We start from the raw sequence: 16,459 nt of genomic DNA on the forward strand, positions 1-16,459 counted from the left end.
GGCAAGCACATGAGTACCGAATTCAGATCGCCACCCCAGACCGAGGCCTGTGCGCCACGTTATCGCCAAGTCTCCATCGGCCATCCCGCGGTCGAGGTCAGCGAAGAGCAGGGCATCCTGTCCATGCGCTCCCTCGAACCCTTGGCCGAGTTGCCCAGGCGTTTGCTCGATCGTCTGGTGCATTGGGCCGAGGTACGCCCGCAGCAGACCTTTATCGCGGCTCGCCAGGACGGCGGTGACTGGCGGCGGGTGAGTTACGCCGAGATGCTGGCCAGCGTCCGCGCCATTGCCCAGGGCCTGCTGAGTTATGGTCTGTCGGCCGAGCGCCCGCTGGCGATCCTCTCGGGCAACGACATCGAGCACTTGCAGATCGCCCTGGGCGCCATGTACGCCGGTATTCCCTATTGTCCGGTCTCACCGGCCTATTCGTTGTTGTCCCAGGATTTCGCCAAGTTGCGGCATGTCTGCAATCTGTTGCAGCCGGGGCTGGTGTTCGTCAGTGAGGTCGCCGCTTTCCAGCGGGCGATCGATGCCGTGCTGCCGGTCGAGACACCACTGATCAGCGTGCGTGGCGACATGCCGGGGCGCCCGCAGACTCGCTTTGCCAACCTGTTGCAACAGCCCGGCGGGGCCGAGGCCGAAGCGGCGTTTGCCGCCACCGGCCCCGACAGCATCGCCAAGTTCCTGTTTACCTCCGGTTCCACCAAGCTGCCCAAGGCGGTGGTCACCACCCAGCGCATGCTCTGCGCCAACCAGCAGATGCTGTTGCAGACCTTCCCGGTATTTGGTGAAGAGCCCCCGGTGCTGGTGGACTGGCTGCCGTGGAATCACACCTTCGGCGGTAGCCACAACGTGGGCATCGTGTTGTACAACGGCGGCACCTTTTACCTGGACGACGGCAAGCCCACCGTCCAGGGGTTTGCCGAAACACTGCGCAACCTCAAGGACGTCTCGCCCACCGCCTACCTGACCGTGCCCAAGGGCTGGGAGGAACTGGTCAGCGCCCTGGAGCAGGACGCTGAATTGCGCGAACGTTTCTTCTCCCGCATGAAGCTGTTCTTTTTCGCCGCCGCCGGCTTGTCCCAGCGGGTCTGGGATCGCCTGGACCGGGTCGCCGAAGCGCATTGTGGCGAACGCATTCGCATGATGGCCGGGCTCGGCATGACCGAGGCGGCGCCGTCCTGCACCTTCACCACAGGGCCATTGTCCATGGCCGGCTATATCGGCCTGCCGGCCCCCGGTTGCGAAGTGCGGCTGGTACCGGTGGATGGCAAGCTGGAGGGGCGTTTTCGTGGGCCGCACATCATGCCGGGTTACTGGCGCGCACCGCAGCAGACCGCCGAAGTCTTCGACGAGCAGGGCTTCTACTGTTCCGGAGACGCCTTGAAACTCGCCGACGCCCGTGACCCGCAACTGGGGCTGATGTTCGACGGGCGCATTGCCGAGGACTTCAAGCTGAGTTCTGGTGTTTTTGTCAGTGTCGGCCCGTTGCGCAATCGTGCGGTGCTCGAAGGGTCGCCCTATGTCCAGGACCTGGTGGTGGCCGCCCCGGACCGCGAGTGCCTGGGCGTGCTGGTCTTTCCCCGGTTGTACGAATGCCGACGGCTGTCCGGTTTGAGTGCGGGCGCCAGCGATGCCGAGGTCCTGGCCAGCGCGCCGGTGCGCCAGTGGTTCAGCGACTGGCTGCAACGGCTCAACCGCGGCGCCACCGGCAATGCCAGCCGCCTGGAGTGGCTCGCGCTACTCGACGAACCGGCCTCCATCGATCGTGGCGAAATCACCGACAAGGGTTCGATCAACCAGCGCGCGGTGTTGCAGTGGCGCGCCGACAAGGTCGAGGCGCTGTATCGGGGCGAAGAGCCGTCCATCCTGCGTGCCGGGTCTCAATCGTGAACAGCGTGGGGCAGTATTCGAGCTTTCGCGATGTGGCGGTTTTCGACGCCCTGCGCACGCCCTGGGTTGATCTCGGCGGGGCCTTGGCCCAGGTCTCGCCGATCGACCTGGGGATCAAGGTCGGGCGCGAGGTGCTGGCCCGCAACGCTATCGATCCCTCCTCGGTGGACAGCGTGCTGGCCGGCTCCATGGCCCAGGCCAGTTTCGATGCCTACCTGCTGCCCCGTCATATCGGCCTTTACAGTGGCGTGCCGCAAGGGATCCCGGCGCTGGGGGTGCAGCGCATCTGCGCCACTGGCTTGGAGCTCTTGCGGCAGGCCGCCAGGCAGTTGGACGACGGTGTGCAGTTGGCCCTGTGCGTGGCGGCCGAATCCATGTCGCGCAATCCGATTGCCGCCTACACCCACCGTGACGGCTTCCGGCTCGGTGCACCAGTGGAATTCAAGGACTTTCTCTGGGAAGCGCTCTACGACCCGGCGCCCGGGTTGGACATGCTCGCCACGGCCGATAACCTGGCGCAGCGCTATGGCTTGAGTCGCGAGGTGGTGGATCGTTATGCGCTGGAGAGTCATCAACTGGCGCTGCGGGCTCAGACCGACGGCTGGTTTGAACCGGAGCTGGTGGCCCTGGGCAATGAGCGCTTTGAACTGGCCGGCTATCAACCGCGCGGTATCCAGTTGCCACGGGGCGTGGACAGGGTGGTGCATGACAGTCACCCGCGGCCTACCGATCTGAGGGCCTTGGGCCGCTTGCGCTCGGTGCATGACGGCGGTGTGCAAACGGCCGGCAACAGTTGCGCGGTGGTCGATGGCGCAGCGGCCGCGCTGGTAGGGCGGGCGTCCGCAGCCTGTCGTCCGGTGCTGGCCCATCTGCTGGCCAGTGCCGTGGTGGGCGTGGCACCGGAATACATGGGCATCGGGCCGGCACCGGCCATCGAGTTGCTGTTGCAGCGCAGCGGCTTGGCCCTGGCCGATATCGGCTTGCTGGAAATCAACGAAGCGCAGGCCGCCCAGGTGTTGTCCGTGGCGCAGGCGCTCGGCTTGGATGGCGACCGGCTCAACCGGCGTGGCGGCTCGATCGCCCTGGGGCATCCCCTGGCTGCCAGCGGCTTGCGCCTGGTGCTGACCCTGGCCAGGCAGTTGCGCGAGGGCAATCTGCGTTATGGCATCGCGGCGGCCTGTGTCGGCGGCGGGCAGGGCATGGCACTGTTGATCGAAAACCCCGGGTATCAAGGCGCCGCTGCCTTTGCGGGTGTGAGTGCGCCGCCCGATCCGTAAACAGGACCCTGCAGTCAGCCCGAGCCTTGCGTTACTATGGCGACCACCCTTTCTGGAAGTTGCCTGGATGAGTAAGCCCGGTCAAACGGTGCTGGTTGCGCTGCGCAAGATGATCGCCTCCGGCGAATTGGCGGCTGGCGAACGGCTGATGGAAAACCCCACGGCGGAGCTTTTCGGCGTCTCGCGGATGCCGGTGCGCATGGCGTTCCGCACGCTGGAGCAGGAAGGCCTGCTGGTGCGTTTTGGCGGGCGGGGGTTCCAGGTGCGCTCCGTCAACCCCGATGACATTGCCGGCGCGGTGGAAGTGCGTGGCGTGCTTGAAGGTCTGGCCGCGCGTCAGACCGCCGAGCGAGGGCTGTCGGACGAAGCCCGGGCGACCCTTGAGCAGTGCCTGTCGCAAGGTGACCAGCTGTTCGACAAGGGCTACGTGACCATCGAGGACCTTGAGGTCTATCACGACCTCAACATGCGTTTTCACGAGGTGATCGTCGAAGGCAGCCATAACCCGGCCATCGCCGATGCCCTGGCGCGCAACGACCATTTGCCTTTCGCCTCGGTAACCGCCCTGGCGGTGGACCGTAACGACATGGTCCGCGAGTATCGGCGCTTCAACTACGCCCACATGCAGCACCACTCGGTGTTCGATGCCCTGGTCAACCGCCAGGGCGCGCGTGCCGAGGCCATCATGCGCGAACACGCCAATGCCACCTTGCGCTATGCCGAGATCTTCGGCGCGGCGGCGGCCGACGAGCGGATGAAGGTTATTCTTCGATCTGACATCGAATAGTCATCGTTTGATCGCGGGAACGCCATGTTCCCTGAGTAGGATCTCTCCAATGAGATCGATCTCAAGCGAGCAAAAATGGCTGATTTGAAAGAGGTTGCACGACTGGCAGGGGTTTCGCGGGCGACCGCGGCGCGAGTCTTTGCCTCCCCTGATGTGGTGCGTCCGGCCACTCGAGAACAAGTGTTCGCCGCGGCGCGGCAACTGGGTTTTCGGCCCAATCGTCTCGGTCGCCAACTGCGTCTGCAAACCACCAACCTGATTGGTGTCGTGGTTCCCAATCTGCTCAACCCGGTGTTCGCCGAGCAATTCCAGGCGATGGAACGCGCCGCACGCTTACGCGGTTACAACCTCTTGCTGGTAACCACCGACTACAGCAGCGAGCGCGAAAGCGCGGTGGTCGAGGAGCTGTTGCGTCAGCGCGTCGATGGCCTGGTCCTGACGGTGACGGATGCTGATCGGAGCCGGGTGCTGCAGAACCTTGCCGGTGAAGACACGCCTTTTGTCCTGGCCTATCACCAGCTCGGTAATCCCGACTACAGCACCGTGTCCGTGGATAACCGCGCGGGCATGGCGCTTGCCACCCGTTATCTGCTGGACGCAGGGCATCGGCGGATCGGCATGGTCGCAGGTCCCGCCTTGCAGTCCGATCGCGCTCGCCTGCGTTACGCCGGTTATTGCGAGGCGATGCGCGAGGCCGGCCTCGACAGCCTGCCGGTGATCGAAATGCCCGCCCACACCCAGGCTGATTTCGCCGCTCTCGAACCGTTGCTGCACGGCCCGCAGGCGCTCAGTGCGCTGGTCTGTTCCAACGATTTACTGGCGATCAGCCTGATTGCGCAACTGCGGCGCAACGGCTGGAGCGTACCCCGGCAGCTCTCGGTCATTGGCTTTGACGGCATCGCCCTCGGCACCCAGATACACCCGACGCTGTGCAGCGTCGTTCAACCCATCGCGACGCTGGCTAATACCGTGATCGATCAATTGCTGGCGCAGATCGCCGGTGCCGCACCGGCTTCCCATTGCCTGCCTTGCCATATCCGGCCAGGCGAAAGTACTCGACCCTACGAGGAGACATTTGATGATCCGCATCAGTAAAACCCTGACAGCGTTGCTGCTATGCGGCGTGGTCAACCTGGCGCAAGCCGTGGAAACGGCCATTTGCTACAACTGCCCGCCGGAGTGGGCGGACTGGGGCACGCAACTCAAGGCGATTGCCGATACGACTGGCGTGCAGGTCCCGCAGGACAACAAGAACTCCGGCCAGTCACTGGCGCAGTTGGTCGCCGAACAAGCCGCACCGGTGGCTGACGTGGTGTATTACGGCGTCACCTTCGGCTTGCAGGCGCAAAAGGCCGGCGTGGTTGGCACCTATAAACCCAAGGGGTGGGAGCAGATTCCGGCGGGCCTGAAAGACCCGGAGGGGCACTGGTTTGCGATTCATTCCGGCACGTTGGGCATAATGGTCAACGTCGATGCGCTGGGCGGCTTGCCCGTGCCACAAAGCTGGAACGACCTGCTCAAGCCGGAATATAAAGGCATGGTGGGCTACCTTGATCCCTCCAGCGCTTTTGTCGGTTACGTCACGGCGGTGGCCATCAACCAGGCCATGGGCGGTAGCCTGGATAACTTCGCTCCAGCCATCGACTACTTCCAGAAACTGGCCAAAAACGCACCCATCGTACCCAAGCAGACAGCCTACGCCCGGGTGTTGTCCGGTGAGTTGCCGATTCTGGTCGATTACGACTTCAACGCCTATCGGGCGCGGTACAAGGACCATGCAAACGTCGCGTTTGTGATTCCCAAGGAAGGCAGCATCAGCGTGCCTTACGTGATGAGCCTGGTCGGCAACGCCCCGCATCGGGACAACGCCGAGAAGGTGTTGGATTTCGTCCTGTCCGATCAAGGCCAGGCATTGTGGGCCAAGGCGTACCTGCGGCCGGTACGGGCTACGAAAATGCCTGCGGACGTTGCCGCGCAGTTCCTGCCGGACAGCGACTATGCCCGGGCCGGCGTGGTCAATTACGAACACATGGCGGCGGTGCAGGAAGCCTTCTCCGCGCGTTATCTGAGCGAGGTCAAGTAAGTGATGGCTTCGCAGGTAAAGGCTCAGGAAGGCCGCTCGGGTTGGACCCTCGTGCCGCGCTTGCGGCCGACCGCTGCCTGGGCGCTGGCGCCGGCAGCCACCGTGCTGTCAGCGTTCTGGTTATTGCCACTGGCGCACCTGATTGTGCTGGGTGGGCAAGGTCGCGATGGCAGTGACAGTGGCTATTGGCAGGTGCTGAGCAGCGCACAATACCTGGGGAGCCTGGCGCAGACCTGCATGCTGGCCCTGGCGGTGACCCTCGCGGCGCTGTTGGTGGGCGGCTTCAGCGGGGTGTTTCTCGCGCGCCAGCGCTTCTTCGGCCGTTCGGCACTGGTCGCCTTGTTGACCTTCCCACTGGCGTTTCCCGGCGTGGTGGTCGGCTTCCTGGTGATCCTGCTGGCCGGCCGCCAAGGGTTGTTCGCGACCCTTGGCCTTGAGCTGGCGGGGGAGCGCTGGATTTTTGCCTACTCGCTGGTGGGATTGTTCATCGGCTACCTGTACTTCTCGATTCCGCGGGTGATTCTCACGGTGATGGCGGCCTGTGAAAGCCTGGATCGCAGCCTGGAAGAAGCCGCCCATTCACTGGGGGCGGGTCATTGGCGAGTGGTCTGCGATGTCATCGTACCCGGTTTGGCGCCTGCGCTGGTTTCCTGCGGGGCGATCTGCTTTGCGACGTCCATGGGCGCCTTTGGCACGGCCTTCACCCTGGGCACACGGCTGAACGTGACCCCGGTAGCGATTTATAACGTGTTCACCAACTACGCCAATTTCGCGCTGGCCGCCGCGTTGTCGGTGGTGCTGGGCGCGGTGACCTGGGCTGTGCTGTTGCTGGTCCGTCGGCTGGTCAAGGAATCGGGGGCTGTCCTGTGAAGCGCTCGGCACTGTTTATCGGGCAACTGGCTTTTACCCTGCTGGTTTGCGCCTTCATGCTGGTGCCCGTGCTGATGTCGCTACTGGCCGGGCTGACCCGTAATTATTTCCAGGGGCTGTCCAGCGGCCTGACGTTCGATTGGTTGGGGCAAGTCTGGCAGGCCTACTCTCCGACCGTCTGGCTCTCCCTGCAACTGGCGCTGGCCTGTGCGCTATGTGTCTGTGTGCTGGGCGTGCCGGCGGCTTATGCGTTGGTACGGATGAACAATCGTTTCAGCCGCGCATTCGAGGAACTGATGGTGCTGCCGGTCGCCATGCCCGGTCTGGCCAGCGCCCTGGCATTGTTGTTGACCTATGGCCAGTTTGGCGAGTTTCGCGGCAGCTGGGTGTTCATTCTGGTCGGCCATGTGCTGTTCACCCTGCCGTTTCTGGTGCGCCCGGTGATGGCGGTGATGCAACGCCAGCAGCTGCCGGTCCTGGAAGAGGCGGCGGCCAGCCTTGGCGCCGGGCCGATCCGGCGTTTCTTCAGTGTGGTGCTACCCAACTGCCGAGCGGGGATCCTCGCTGGCGTGTTGATGGTCGTCACCCTGTCGTTGGGTGAGTTCAACCTGACCTGGATGCTCCACACCCCGATGACCAAGACCTTGCCGGTGGGGCTGGCCGACAGCTATGCCTCGGCCAGGCTGGAAGTCGCCAGCGCCTACACCCTCATTTTCCTGATGATGATCGTACCGCTGCTGATTGCGTTGCAGGCCATCAGCGCCCGTCTTTCCCGTGGAGAACATCGATGACCGGGACCACCATTCGCCTGCAGGGATGCCACAAGGCGTTCGCTGACGGCACAGTCGCCGTGCATGACCTGGACCTGACCATAGCGGCGGGGGAGACCCTGGCGGTTCTCGGCCCGTCCGGCTGCGGCAAAACCACGACCTTGCGCCTGATCGCCGGTCTGGAGCGTCCGGATGCGGGGCAGATATTTTTTGGCGACAACGAGGTCACGCACCTGCCCATCGAGCGTCGCAATGTGGGCATGGTGTTCCAGAACTACGCCCTGTTTCCGAACCTGGATGTGGCCGGCAACATCGTTTACGGCCTGAAGATTCGCGGCATGTCGCCTGTCGAACGCAACAAGCGTTGTGCGGAGCTGCTGGAGCTGGTCGGCCTGCATGACCATGGCAAACGCAGCATTCACGAGTTGTCCGGCGGTCAGCGCCAACGGGTCGCCCTGGCCCGCGCCTTGGCCCCCCGGCCTCGGGTGTTGCTGCTCGACGAACCCTTGGCGGCGCTGGATGCGCAGTTGCGCGAACGCTTGCGCAGCGAGTTGGATCAGCTGTTGCGCAGCCTGGGAATCACCGCCGTGTTCGTCACCCACGACCAGGGAGAAGCCATGGCGCTGGGGAATCGCATCCTGGTGATGGAGCAGGGCCGCGTCGCGCAATTGGCCAGCCCGCGGGAAATCTATCAGCAGCCGGCCAATGCTTTCGTCGCCAGTTTTGTCGGCAACCTCAATGCCTTTTCGGTGATCGAGCGCACGACCGCGGGTTTGAAAGTCAGCGGCGGCGAACTGCCATGGAACGGCGCCAGTCTGCCCTCCACCGTGTATTGCCGCCCCGAGCATCTGCGGGTGATGGAGCACCAGGGGCATCTACACGGACGTCTTGTCGGTCAGTTTTTCCAGGGGGCGCAAAGCCGCCTCCTGGTGGATGTCGGCGCCGCCCAGCCATTGTTGGTGGACAGCACCGATGGCGTCATCCATGCCGCAGGCGCGCCGATTGCCTTGGCCGTCGAGCCACAGGTGCTGTTCACCCTGCAATCCTGATGTCCTGATTTCCAGAGAGCTTATTTTGAATCGTTCATTTCTCATTGCGCAGATCAGTGATCTGCATCTCAAAGCCGCTCAACGACTGAGTTATGGCGTCGTCGATACTCTGGGTGCATTGCGGCGTGCGGTCGATCATCTGAATGCACTTCAGCCGCGCCCTGACATCGTGCTGGTCAGTGGTGACCTGGTCGACTTCGGTCGTCCTGATGAGTATGCCGTGCTGCACCCCGAACTGGCACGCCTGCACATGCCTTGCTACCTGGTGCCCGGTAACCACGACAATCGAGAACATTTGTTGGCGGCATTTGCCGATCACACCTACTTGCCGAGGTCGGCCGTTGAACCATTGGATTGGGTGGTCGAGGAGCATCCGCTGCGCCTGATCGGCCTGGATACGACCATCCCCGGTGCCCATGGCGGTCGGTTGCTGGACAGTCAGTTGCGCTGGCTCGATGAACAACTGGCCCGTCGTCCCGATGCCCCGACGCTCTTGATTCTGCATCATCCGCCCTTTACCAGCGGCATCGGTCATATGGACCGCGAGCCGTTCATCAACGCGGCGGCACTGGAACGGCTCATCGGCCGTCACCGGCAGGTGGAGCGCTTGTTGTGCGGGCACTTGCATCGGCCGATGCAGCGGCGTTTCGGCGCCAGCCTGATTTGTGTGTGCCCCGGTACCTCACATCAGATCGTGCTGGATCTGCAGCCAACCGCCCCGGCGCATTTCAATCTGGAACCGCCGGGGTATCTGCTGCATCACTGGCATGAACAGGCGCTGGTGAGCCATAACGCGGTGTTTGGCGAATATCCCGGGCCGTATCCGTTTTATGACGCACAGGGATTGATTGACTGATCACTAGAGGTCAAGCACCAGCACTGGCGTTTTCGAGCGCGAGCAGCAAGGGGTGAACTGGTCGTTGGCGGCTTGTTCATCCTCGGTGAGGAACAGGTCGCGGTGCTCTGGCACCCCCTCCAGGACCCGAGTCAGGCAGGTGCCGCAAATGCCCTGTTCGCAGGAAATGGCGATCTCGATGCCCTGGTCTTGCAGCACCTGTACCACGCTCTTGTCGGCCGGTACCTCGAAGGACTGGCCGCTGCTGGCAATCTTGATCGAGAAGCTGCCATCGGCGCGGGTGTCGACGGGGGCGGCGGCGAAGTACTCGCGATGCAGGCACGACTCCTGCCAGCCGGCGGCCTGGGCCGTCTCCAGCACGTGCTGCATAAAGCCGCCGGGGCCACACACATAGACATGGACGTCGTGTTCAGGTGTGGCCAGGACCTTGGCCGCATCCAGCGCCGTCTCGGGTTCCTGATCGAAATGCAGGAATACCCGGTGGGCAAACGGCGAGTGTCGCAGGCGTTCGACAAAGGCCGCGCGCTCCCGTGAACGGGCGCAGTAATGCAGTTCGAAATCCGCACCGCTGTGTGCCAGGCGTTCGGCCATGCAGAGGATCGGGGTGATGCCGATACCACCGGCGAAAAGCAGGCTGCGCCTGGCCTCAGGGGCCAATGGAAACAGATTGCGCGGTTCACTGATCGGCAGGCGCATGCCGGGGTGGATCTGCTCGTGCATGGCCAGTGAGCCGCCCCGGGAGGTCGGGTCCTTGAGCACGCCGATCAGGTAGCGATGACGTTCTTCGGGGTGGTTGCACAGGGAATATTGCCGGATCAAACCACCGGGCAGGTGCACATCGATATGGGCGCCGGCGCTGAAGGCCGGCAGGGGTTGCTCATCGACACTGGCCAACTCGTAGCTGCAGATGTCCTGGGCTTCGTTGTGGCGCGATACCACCCGCACTTCGATCATGCCAGTGACTCCTGCTGGGCGCGCTCCTGGGCGATCAGGCGCTCCAGGACGCGGCGCGACTGCACGCCGCCGGCGTCGATATTGAGCTTGAGCAGGTTGCGCAGGGGATGATCGAGCAGGTTCTGTTGCTGGCGTTCGAGCATCTCCAGGTCCTCGCTGAAAATCTTTCCCTGACCCTCCCGGATGCTCGCGGTAAGGGCTTCGTCCTGCGGGTTGAAGTTGCGCGCCATGCCCCAGAAGTACCAGATCGAGGTCTCGGATTCCGGGGTGATGAAGTCGACGACGATGCTCGATGCCTTGAACTGCGGATCGGCGTGATAGCCGCCTTTGCCGGCATGGGCCACGCCGACTTCGATCAGCACATGACTGGGGGGGCTGAAGCGGCAGATCTGCCAGCGATCCACCGGCACGTCGTCGGCCAGGTTGTTGCCACGCAGGGCCATGCGCCAGAAGGGCGGCGCCATGATGTTTTCCATATGGCGGGCGGTGATCACCTGGTCGCCTTCGACCGTGGTGATCGGGGCGACCTCATCGATTTCTTTCTGGCCGATGCTGGACGCGTGCACGTAGGTTTCGTGGGTCAGGTCCATCAGGTTGTCGATCATCAGGCGGTAGTCGCAGTCGATGTGGAACAGACCGCCACCGTATGCCCATTCATCGCTTACGGCCCATTCCAGATGGTGGATCAGTGTCGGGTCCGCCTTGTCCTGTTCGCCCGGCCAGACCCAGATAAAGCCGTAGCGCTCGACCGCCGCGTAGGTCTTGTTGCACGGGAAGCCGCGTACCCGTTGCCCCGGCATCTCCAGCGTTTTTCCGTCGCAGCCCATGACCAGGCCGTGGTAGCCGCACACCAGGTTGCCGTTTTCGACGTATCCCAGGGACAGCGGTGCGCCGCGATGGGGGCAGAAGTCCTCGACGGCCGACACCTTGCCTTCTTGCCCGCGATAAAAAACCATCTTTTCACCGCAGATCTGACGGCCCAGGGGGGCCTTGGCGAGTTCATCGGGCGTACAGGCGACGTACCAGGTGTTCTTGAGATGCATGGTGATTCTCCCAGGCTTTTTGTATTTAGTGGATCCATTAGGTTTATTTTAAGTGGATAAGTCAAACGAAAAATTCGTTTGTACGATTTAATGGATCCATTGAATCGTTTTCTGAATCCCTGGCTAGCGCGGTATGGCGAGGTTTGTTTTATCGTAAAAATATTTTATTGACTAAATAAATAGTCTTGGTTAATTATTTCCCTGCATCTGCTCTCACGCAGAGTCATTTCCAGGGGAAACCCGATGAATCAGAACAATCTGCCTTTGCTGGCCCGTCTCTATGTCGAGGCCAACGGGTCTTCAGCCGATGAGCGCGTCGCGCCGTTGCTCATGCAGGGCTTTCCGGTCGCACCGGAGCGCCGCGTCACCTGGTCCAACTGGATGCGGCCGCCGTTCAGCCGGTGGGGCTTCCGTCACCTGGCGCGCCTGCGTCCCTCCATCGACGTGCAGGCCGGTGCCGGTACAAGCAGTGTGTTGAAGGAGGCGCCGCTGGCGTTGGATGAGCTGCACTTCGACAGCGAATGCGGCCTGGGCGTCAGCGTCATCGATCACCTGGTGGCCAGTCACACCGACGCTTTCCTGGTCATGCAAGGCGACACCGTGCTGTTCGAGCGTTACTTCAACGGCCAGCAGCGCCGGGATCGGCACATCATGTTCTCGGTCACCAAGTCGCTGATCGGCACCCTGGGGGAGCAACTGGTTTCCGAGGGCATCCTCGACCCGGCCTTGCCGGCGGTGCATTACGTGCCGGAGATGGCGGGCAGCGCATTTGCCGATGCCACGGTGCGGCAGCTGTTCGACATGGCCGTGGGCATCGACTACAGCGAGGTCTATGACGACCCCAACTCCGAGAGTTCGCAGTACGGCTACGCCTGCGGCTTCCAGCCGGCACCGCCGCAATACGCGCAGTTCGAGTCGCTGTACCAGTACCTGCCGTCACTCAGAAAGAGCGGTATCCACGGCGGCTTTTTCCATTACGTGACGGCGACCACCGAAGCCCTGGCCTGGGTCATGGAGCGCGCGTGCGGCAAGTCCTGCGACCAGTTGCTGCAGGAGATCTGGAGCCAGCTGGGTTGTGAGCGCGACGGCTATTTCATGGCCGATCCCTGGGGGCGCAGCGTGGCCGGTGCCGGTTTCAGCGCCACGCTGCGGGACATGGCACGTTTCGGTCGCCTGTTGGCCAACGACGGCTGCCAGGATGGCCGGCAGTTGCTGTCGAAGGAGACGATCGCACGGATCGTCGCCGGTTCCGATCCCGCGATCTACGCCGCGAACCCCGAGTTCTCCCAATGGACACCCGGGGCGTCCTACCGCAGCCAGTGGTACGTCTTCAACGACTACAGCCAGGCGATCATGGCCGGTGGCATTCATGGCCAATACCTGTTCGTCGACAAGCCGTCCGGCGTGGTGATCGTCAAGCAGTCATCACTGCCCGAAGCGGTCACCCCCTTCGATGCCGATAGCGTGCGCATGCTGCGCGCCATCGCATCCCACCTGGGCCGTTGAACGGCCCCTTAGAACAACAAACCTTGCCTGTCGATTCACCCGGCCCCAACGGGTCTTGGCGGCGTACTGCGCCGCCTCTCTCTGCCCTGTAACAACAATAAATCACACAGGAGCTTCACTATGTTTCCCATGATGCGTTTCACGCGCACGCTGTTGGCGGTCGGGTTACCCCTGGCTGCCCAGACCGCGCTGGCGGGTTACACCTTCGAGGACGGCGACCTCAAGGGTGAGGTCAATCTCACCGCCGGCGGGGCCACGCTGTTCACCCGCAACGTCAACTTCGGCAGTGGCCGGGTGGATATGCGCAGCGGCAAGAACGGCGGCACCCGGATTGACTGGCAGGAGTTCTACGTAAAGCCCGGGGTGAAGCTTGAATATGCGCTGCAGCCGGATTTCAGCCTGCTGGCCGGTGGTTCGCTGGTGGCGGCGAAGACCCTCGGCGATGGCGACGCCGGTGGTTTCACCCGCCGTTCCGACGGCAAGGTGGCCACGGAAGAACTCTATGGCGGTTTTCGGCGCGGGGAGTGGACCTTTACGGCCGGTCGCCAGAACTACATGATCGGCACCGGCTTCATCGTCATGGACGGCAACCTAGACCAGAAGAAGGACGGCGCCTACTGGCTTGCCCCGAGGACGGCCTTCAGGGATTCGGCGATCCTGGCCTGGGAGCATGCTGCGCTGAAGGCCCAGGCCTTCACATTGCGCACCGATGACGACCTGGGTAATTTCCGCATGACGGGCGCCAACCTGGATTACAACCTCGACGATCAGGTGACGTTGGGGGCCATGGCGATGAAGGTCAGCGCCCTGGGGCCCAAGGGCAGCACGCTTCCTCGACGGCGTGACGGGATGCTGGTGTACAACGTCAGGGCGCTCAACGCCAAGGTGCCGGGGGTACCGAACCTGACCCTGAATGGCGAATACGCCCTGGAGCGGGGGAGTGGCGAAGGCGTGGATTACGATGCCAATGCCTGGTATGCCCAGGCGGATTACGCCTTCAACACCTTGCCGTTGACCCCGGTCGTGGGCTATCGCTATGCGAGCTTTTCCGGCGACGACAACCTGAGCGATAACCGGCAGAAAGCCTGGGATCCGTTGAGCAAGGGCTTCGTCGACTGGAGCACCTGGCTGATCGGCGACGTGGTCGGCAACTACCTGCTGTTCAACAGCAACGAAAACGTCCAGCAGTTCTCGCTCAAGACCCACCTCAACGAAACCCTGACCCTCGGTGCGATTCACTACCAGTTCTGGCTGGATGCAAAAAACTACATGGGCGCGGCGGTCGATGATCGGCGTTTTGCCGACGAAAGCGTGGTGTTCCTGGATTGGGCCGCTTCGAAGTCGCTGTCCACCTCGGTGTCCTATAACTGGGTCAAGCCGCTGGCGGCCGCCAGGCAAGTGTTCGGCAATGATCGGAATTTCAGTGCGCTGGAACTGTATTTCACCTACCGCTACTAAGTGCCGCGAGCCTTTGCGGCCGCGCTGGAGTGTTTCATCATGACTATGTTTTTGCGTAATGCATTGCTGGGTGCCGCCATTTCGTTGCTGGCCAGTGGGTTCTGCCTGGCTGAAGAACGCACGGTGCGAATCTACAACTGGATCGAGTACCTGCCGCCGGAGATCCTCAAGAGCTTCCAGGAGGAAACCGGCATCCGTCCGATCTACGACGTGTTCGACAATGTCGAGACCCTGGAGTCCAAGCTGCTCACCGGCAATTCAGGGTATGACGTGGTCTATCCCAGCAGCTCGAACCTGAGCCATCTGATCGCCGCCGGTGCCATCCTGCCCCTCGATCGCAGCCAACTGCCGAACTGGCAGCACCTGGACCCGCAGTTCATGAAGTCCCTGGAGGCCGTGGGTGACACGGGCAATCGCTACGCGGCGCCTTATCTGTGGGGGACCACGTTGATCGGCTATAACGTCGACAAGGTTCGGCAGATCCTCGGCAGCGATGTGCAGATGAATACCTGGGACATGATCTTCAAGAAAGAGAATCTCGCCAAGCTCGCCGGTTGTGGTGTCGGTTTCCTCGACGCGGCCAACGAGATCATCCCCATCGCCTTGCACTACCAGGGCCTCGACCCCAACAGCCAGAAGCGCGAGGATTACCCGCAGGCGCAGGCGGCGATGATGAAAATTCGCCCTTACGTCTCCTACTTCAACTCGTCGCGCTACGGCATGGACCTGGCCAACGGTGATATCTGCGTCGCGGTGGGCTGGTCGGGTGGTGTGGCGCTGGCCAAGCAACTGGCCGATGCTGCCGGCAAGGGGGTCAAGGTGGAGATGGCCTTGCCCAAAGAGGGCGCGCCGATGTGGTCGGATGTCATGGTGGTGCCAGCCAACGCGCCGCATGCCAAGGAGGCCCATGAGTTCATCAACTACATCCTGCGACCGGATGTGATCGCGCGGATCAGCAACAAGATCGGTTACCCCAACCCGAACAAGGACGCCACCGCGCTGGTGGATGACGCCATCCGCAACAACCCCAATATGTATGTGCCGGATGAAGCGCGCAAAACGCTGTTCGCCCTGCAACCCATGCCGGCCGCCATGGAGCGGATCCGCACGCGCGCGTGGACCAGCATCAAGACCAACCGCTGATAGGCGTGCCCGGCGCTCTCGCGCCGGGTTCACCAGGCGCGTCGCAGGCTCCTGTTGCCGGGTCTCGGCTCAGGCATGCATACCCTGGAAGAGCAGGGCGGTGATGCGCCGTACCTGGCTGGAGTGCGACTCCAGGTCCGGTTGCTCCTGATTGACCAGTCGCAGCAGTTGCAGGTGCGCATAGTCATTGAGCAGGAACGCGGCGAGCTCGACGTTGAGGTCGGCGCGCAGCTTGCCGGCCTGTTGCAGGTCCTTGAGCAGACCGCTGATTTCCGCGCGCAGCGCATCGTTCATGGCGCGGTAGCCTTCGGGCAGTTCGTTGTCGCCGCCAAACAGGATCAGCGGCAGCAGTTCACGCCAGAGGCTGGGATGCATGACCTCCAGGGCGTAGCGCGTCAACAGCTGCTCCAGGTAGCACAGCATGTCGACCGGGTCCTCCATCTCGGGGATCTGGCTGCGGGTGTCCTTGAGTGCACGCTGGTCGGCCTCGTGGAGGATTTCCAGGATGATTTCCTGCTTGTTGCCGAAGTACTTGAACACCGTGGGCGCCGAGACCCCGGCCTGGTTGGCGATCTGCTCGATGGTGGTGTTCTGGAAACCCTGGCGCTCGAACAGCTCCACCGCGGCCTGGCTGATGGCCTGGCGGCGTTGGGCTTTCTGGCGTTCACGCAGTCCACTCATGGGCGATCCTTCTGAATTGGGCGGGGACGAAAGCCGCCAGAATAATCGAATATCTTTGTCGCAAAAATACTTTATTAAGTAAAAATTAT

Annotated in this window: 15 protein-coding genes; 12 read left to right on the forward strand and 3 right to left on the reverse strand. The window is 62.7% G+C overall.

The features are described 5' to 3' along the window. Positions 1–9: 9 nt before the first annotated feature. The 9 genes from NUH87_RS00325 (at position 10) to NUH87_RS00365 (ending at position 9,585) form a co-directional block, all read left to right on the forward strand. The gene (locus NUH87_RS00325; protein WP_338524164.1) at positions 10–1,893 is read left to right on the forward strand and encodes a feruloyl-CoA synthase; all 1,884 of its coding nucleotides are present in this window, start codon (positions 10–12) and stop codon (positions 1,891–1,893) included. After that, positions 1,890–3,170: a thiolase family protein gene (locus NUH87_RS00330; protein ID WP_338524166.1), complete on the forward strand. Its 1,281-nt coding sequence runs from the start codon at positions 1,890–1,892 to the stop codon at positions 3,168–3,170. Before NUH87_RS00325 ends, NUH87_RS00330 begins: the two co-directional genes overlap by 4 nt. A 67-nt stretch (positions 3,171–3,237) precedes the next feature. Beyond that, positions 3,238–3,957 carry a GntR family transcriptional regulator gene (locus NUH87_RS00335; protein ID WP_338524167.1) on the forward strand — a complete coding sequence of 240 codons (720 nt, stop codon included), beginning with the start codon at positions 3,238–3,240 and terminating at the stop codon, positions 3,955–3,957. A gap of 75 nt (positions 3,958–4,032) precedes the next feature. Then, positions 4,033–5,052 (forward strand): LacI family DNA-binding transcriptional regulator, encoded by a 1,020-nt coding sequence (locus NUH87_RS00340; protein WP_338524169.1) that lies wholly within the window; start codon positions 4,033–4,035, stop codon positions 5,050–5,052. Further along, positions 5,036–6,040 carry an ABC transporter substrate-binding protein gene (locus NUH87_RS00345; RefSeq protein ID WP_338524171.1) on the forward strand — a complete coding sequence of 335 codons (1,005 nt, stop codon included), beginning with the start codon at positions 5,036–5,038 and terminating at the stop codon, positions 6,038–6,040. The genes NUH87_RS00340 and NUH87_RS00345 overlap by 17 nt, the downstream gene beginning before the upstream one ends. A 3-nt stretch (positions 6,041–6,043) precedes the next feature. Further along, on the forward strand, positions 6,044–6,910 hold the full coding sequence (locus NUH87_RS00350; protein ID WP_338524173.1) for an ABC transporter permease: 867 nt from the start codon (positions 6,044–6,046) through the stop codon (positions 6,908–6,910). Next, complete coding sequence (locus NUH87_RS00355) at positions 6,907–7,701, forward strand: ABC transporter permease (RefSeq protein WP_338524175.1); 795 nt, start codon at positions 6,907–6,909, stop codon at positions 7,699–7,701. The genes NUH87_RS00350 and NUH87_RS00355 overlap by 4 nt, the downstream gene beginning before the upstream one ends. Further along, complete coding sequence (locus tag NUH87_RS00360; RefSeq protein ID WP_338524177.1) at positions 7,698–8,729, forward strand: ABC transporter ATP-binding protein; 1,032 nt, start codon at positions 7,698–7,700, stop codon at positions 8,727–8,729. Before NUH87_RS00355 ends, NUH87_RS00360 begins: the two co-directional genes overlap by 4 nt. A 25-nt stretch (positions 8,730–8,754) precedes the next feature. Next, the gene (locus NUH87_RS00365) at positions 8,755–9,585 is read left to right on the forward strand and encodes a phosphodiesterase (protein ID WP_338527026.1); all 831 of its coding nucleotides are present in this window, start codon (positions 8,755–8,757) and stop codon (positions 9,583–9,585) included. Between the two features lie 3 nt (positions 9,586–9,588). On the opposite strand, the gene NUH87_RS00370 is transcribed toward NUH87_RS00365, so the two are convergent. Then, on the reverse strand, positions 9,589–10,539 hold the full coding sequence (locus NUH87_RS00370; protein WP_338524179.1) for a PDR/VanB family oxidoreductase: 951 nt from the start codon (positions 10,537–10,539) through the stop codon (positions 9,589–9,591). Beyond that, the gene (locus NUH87_RS00375) at positions 10,536–11,582 is read right to left on the reverse strand and encodes an aromatic ring-hydroxylating dioxygenase subunit alpha (protein WP_338524181.1); all 1,047 of its coding nucleotides are present in this window, start codon (positions 11,580–11,582) and stop codon (positions 10,536–10,538) included. Before NUH87_RS00375 ends, NUH87_RS00370 begins: the two co-directional genes overlap by 4 nt. Positions 11,583–11,825: 243 nt before the next feature. Here NUH87_RS00375 and NUH87_RS00380 point away from each other — a divergent pair, with 243 nt between their 5' ends. From NUH87_RS00380 to NUH87_RS00390, 3 genes are all read left to right on the forward strand, one after another. After that, positions 11,826–13,088, forward strand: a complete 1,263-nt coding sequence (locus NUH87_RS00380) for a serine hydrolase (protein ID WP_338524183.1) — start codon at positions 11,826–11,828, stop codon at positions 13,086–13,088. 120 nt (positions 13,089–13,208) lie between these two features. Continuing rightward, a complete protein-coding gene (locus NUH87_RS00385; RefSeq protein ID WP_338524184.1) occupies positions 13,209–14,546 on the forward strand; it encodes an alginate export family protein in 1,338 nt (445 codons plus the stop codon). 39 nt (positions 14,547–14,585) lie between these two features. Continuing rightward, entirely contained in the window at positions 14,586–15,689 is a 1,104-nt protein-coding gene (locus NUH87_RS00390; RefSeq protein WP_338524185.1) for a polyamine ABC transporter substrate-binding protein, read from the forward strand. A 69-nt stretch (positions 15,690–15,758) separates the two neighbouring features. Here the strand turns inward: NUH87_RS00390 and NUH87_RS00395 are convergent, their stop codons facing one another. After that, positions 15,759–16,370: a TetR/AcrR family transcriptional regulator gene (locus tag NUH87_RS00395; RefSeq protein ID WP_338524186.1), complete on the reverse strand. Its 612-nt coding sequence runs from the start codon at positions 16,368–16,370 to the stop codon at positions 15,759–15,761. Positions 16,371–16,459: the final 89 nt, after the last annotated feature.

This window comes from Pseudomonas batumici (genome assembly GCF_036585405.1).
Lineage (GTDB): Bacteria > Pseudomonadota > Gammaproteobacteria > Pseudomonadales > Pseudomonadaceae > Aquipseudomonas > Aquipseudomonas batumici.

Coding starts and splice junctions, on each gene's coding strand:
- NUH87_RS00375 (WP_338524181.1), bottom strand. CDS start 11,582: ATGCATCTCAAGAACACCTGGTACGTCGCCTGTACGCCCGATGAACTC.
- NUH87_RS00395 (WP_338524186.1), bottom strand. CDS start 16,370: ATGAGTGGACTGCGTGAACGCCAGAAAGCCCAACGCCGCCAGGCCATC.
- NUH87_RS00370 (WP_338524179.1), bottom strand. CDS start 10,539: ATGATCGAAGTGCGGGTGGTATCGCGCCACAACGAAGCCCAGGACATC.
- NUH87_RS00380 (WP_338524183.1), top strand. CDS start 11,826: ATGAATCAGAACAATCTGCCTTTGCTGGCCCGTCTCTATGTCGAGGCC.
- NUH87_RS00350 (WP_338524173.1), top strand. CDS start 6,044: ATGGCTTCGCAGGTAAAGGCTCAGGAAGGCCGCTCGGGTTGGACCCTC.
- NUH87_RS00360 (WP_338524177.1), top strand. CDS start 7,698: ATGACCGGGACCACCATTCGCCTGCAGGGATGCCACAAGGCGTTCGCT.
- NUH87_RS00390 (WP_338524185.1), top strand. CDS start 14,586: ATGACTATGTTTTTGCGTAATGCATTGCTGGGTGCCGCCATTTCGTTG.
- NUH87_RS00335 (WP_338524167.1), top strand. CDS start 3,238: ATGAGTAAGCCCGGTCAAACGGTGCTGGTTGCGCTGCGCAAGATGATC.
- NUH87_RS00340 (WP_338524169.1), top strand. CDS start 4,033: ATGGCTGATTTGAAAGAGGTTGCACGACTGGCAGGGGTTTCGCGGGCG.
- NUH87_RS00325 (WP_338524164.1), top strand. CDS start 10: ATGAGTACCGAATTCAGATCGCCACCCCAGACCGAGGCCTGTGCGCCA.
- NUH87_RS00345 (WP_338524171.1), top strand. CDS start 5,036: ATGATCCGCATCAGTAAAACCCTGACAGCGTTGCTGCTATGCGGCGTG.
- NUH87_RS00385 (WP_338524184.1), top strand. CDS start 13,209: ATGTTTCCCATGATGCGTTTCACGCGCACGCTGTTGGCGGTCGGGTTA.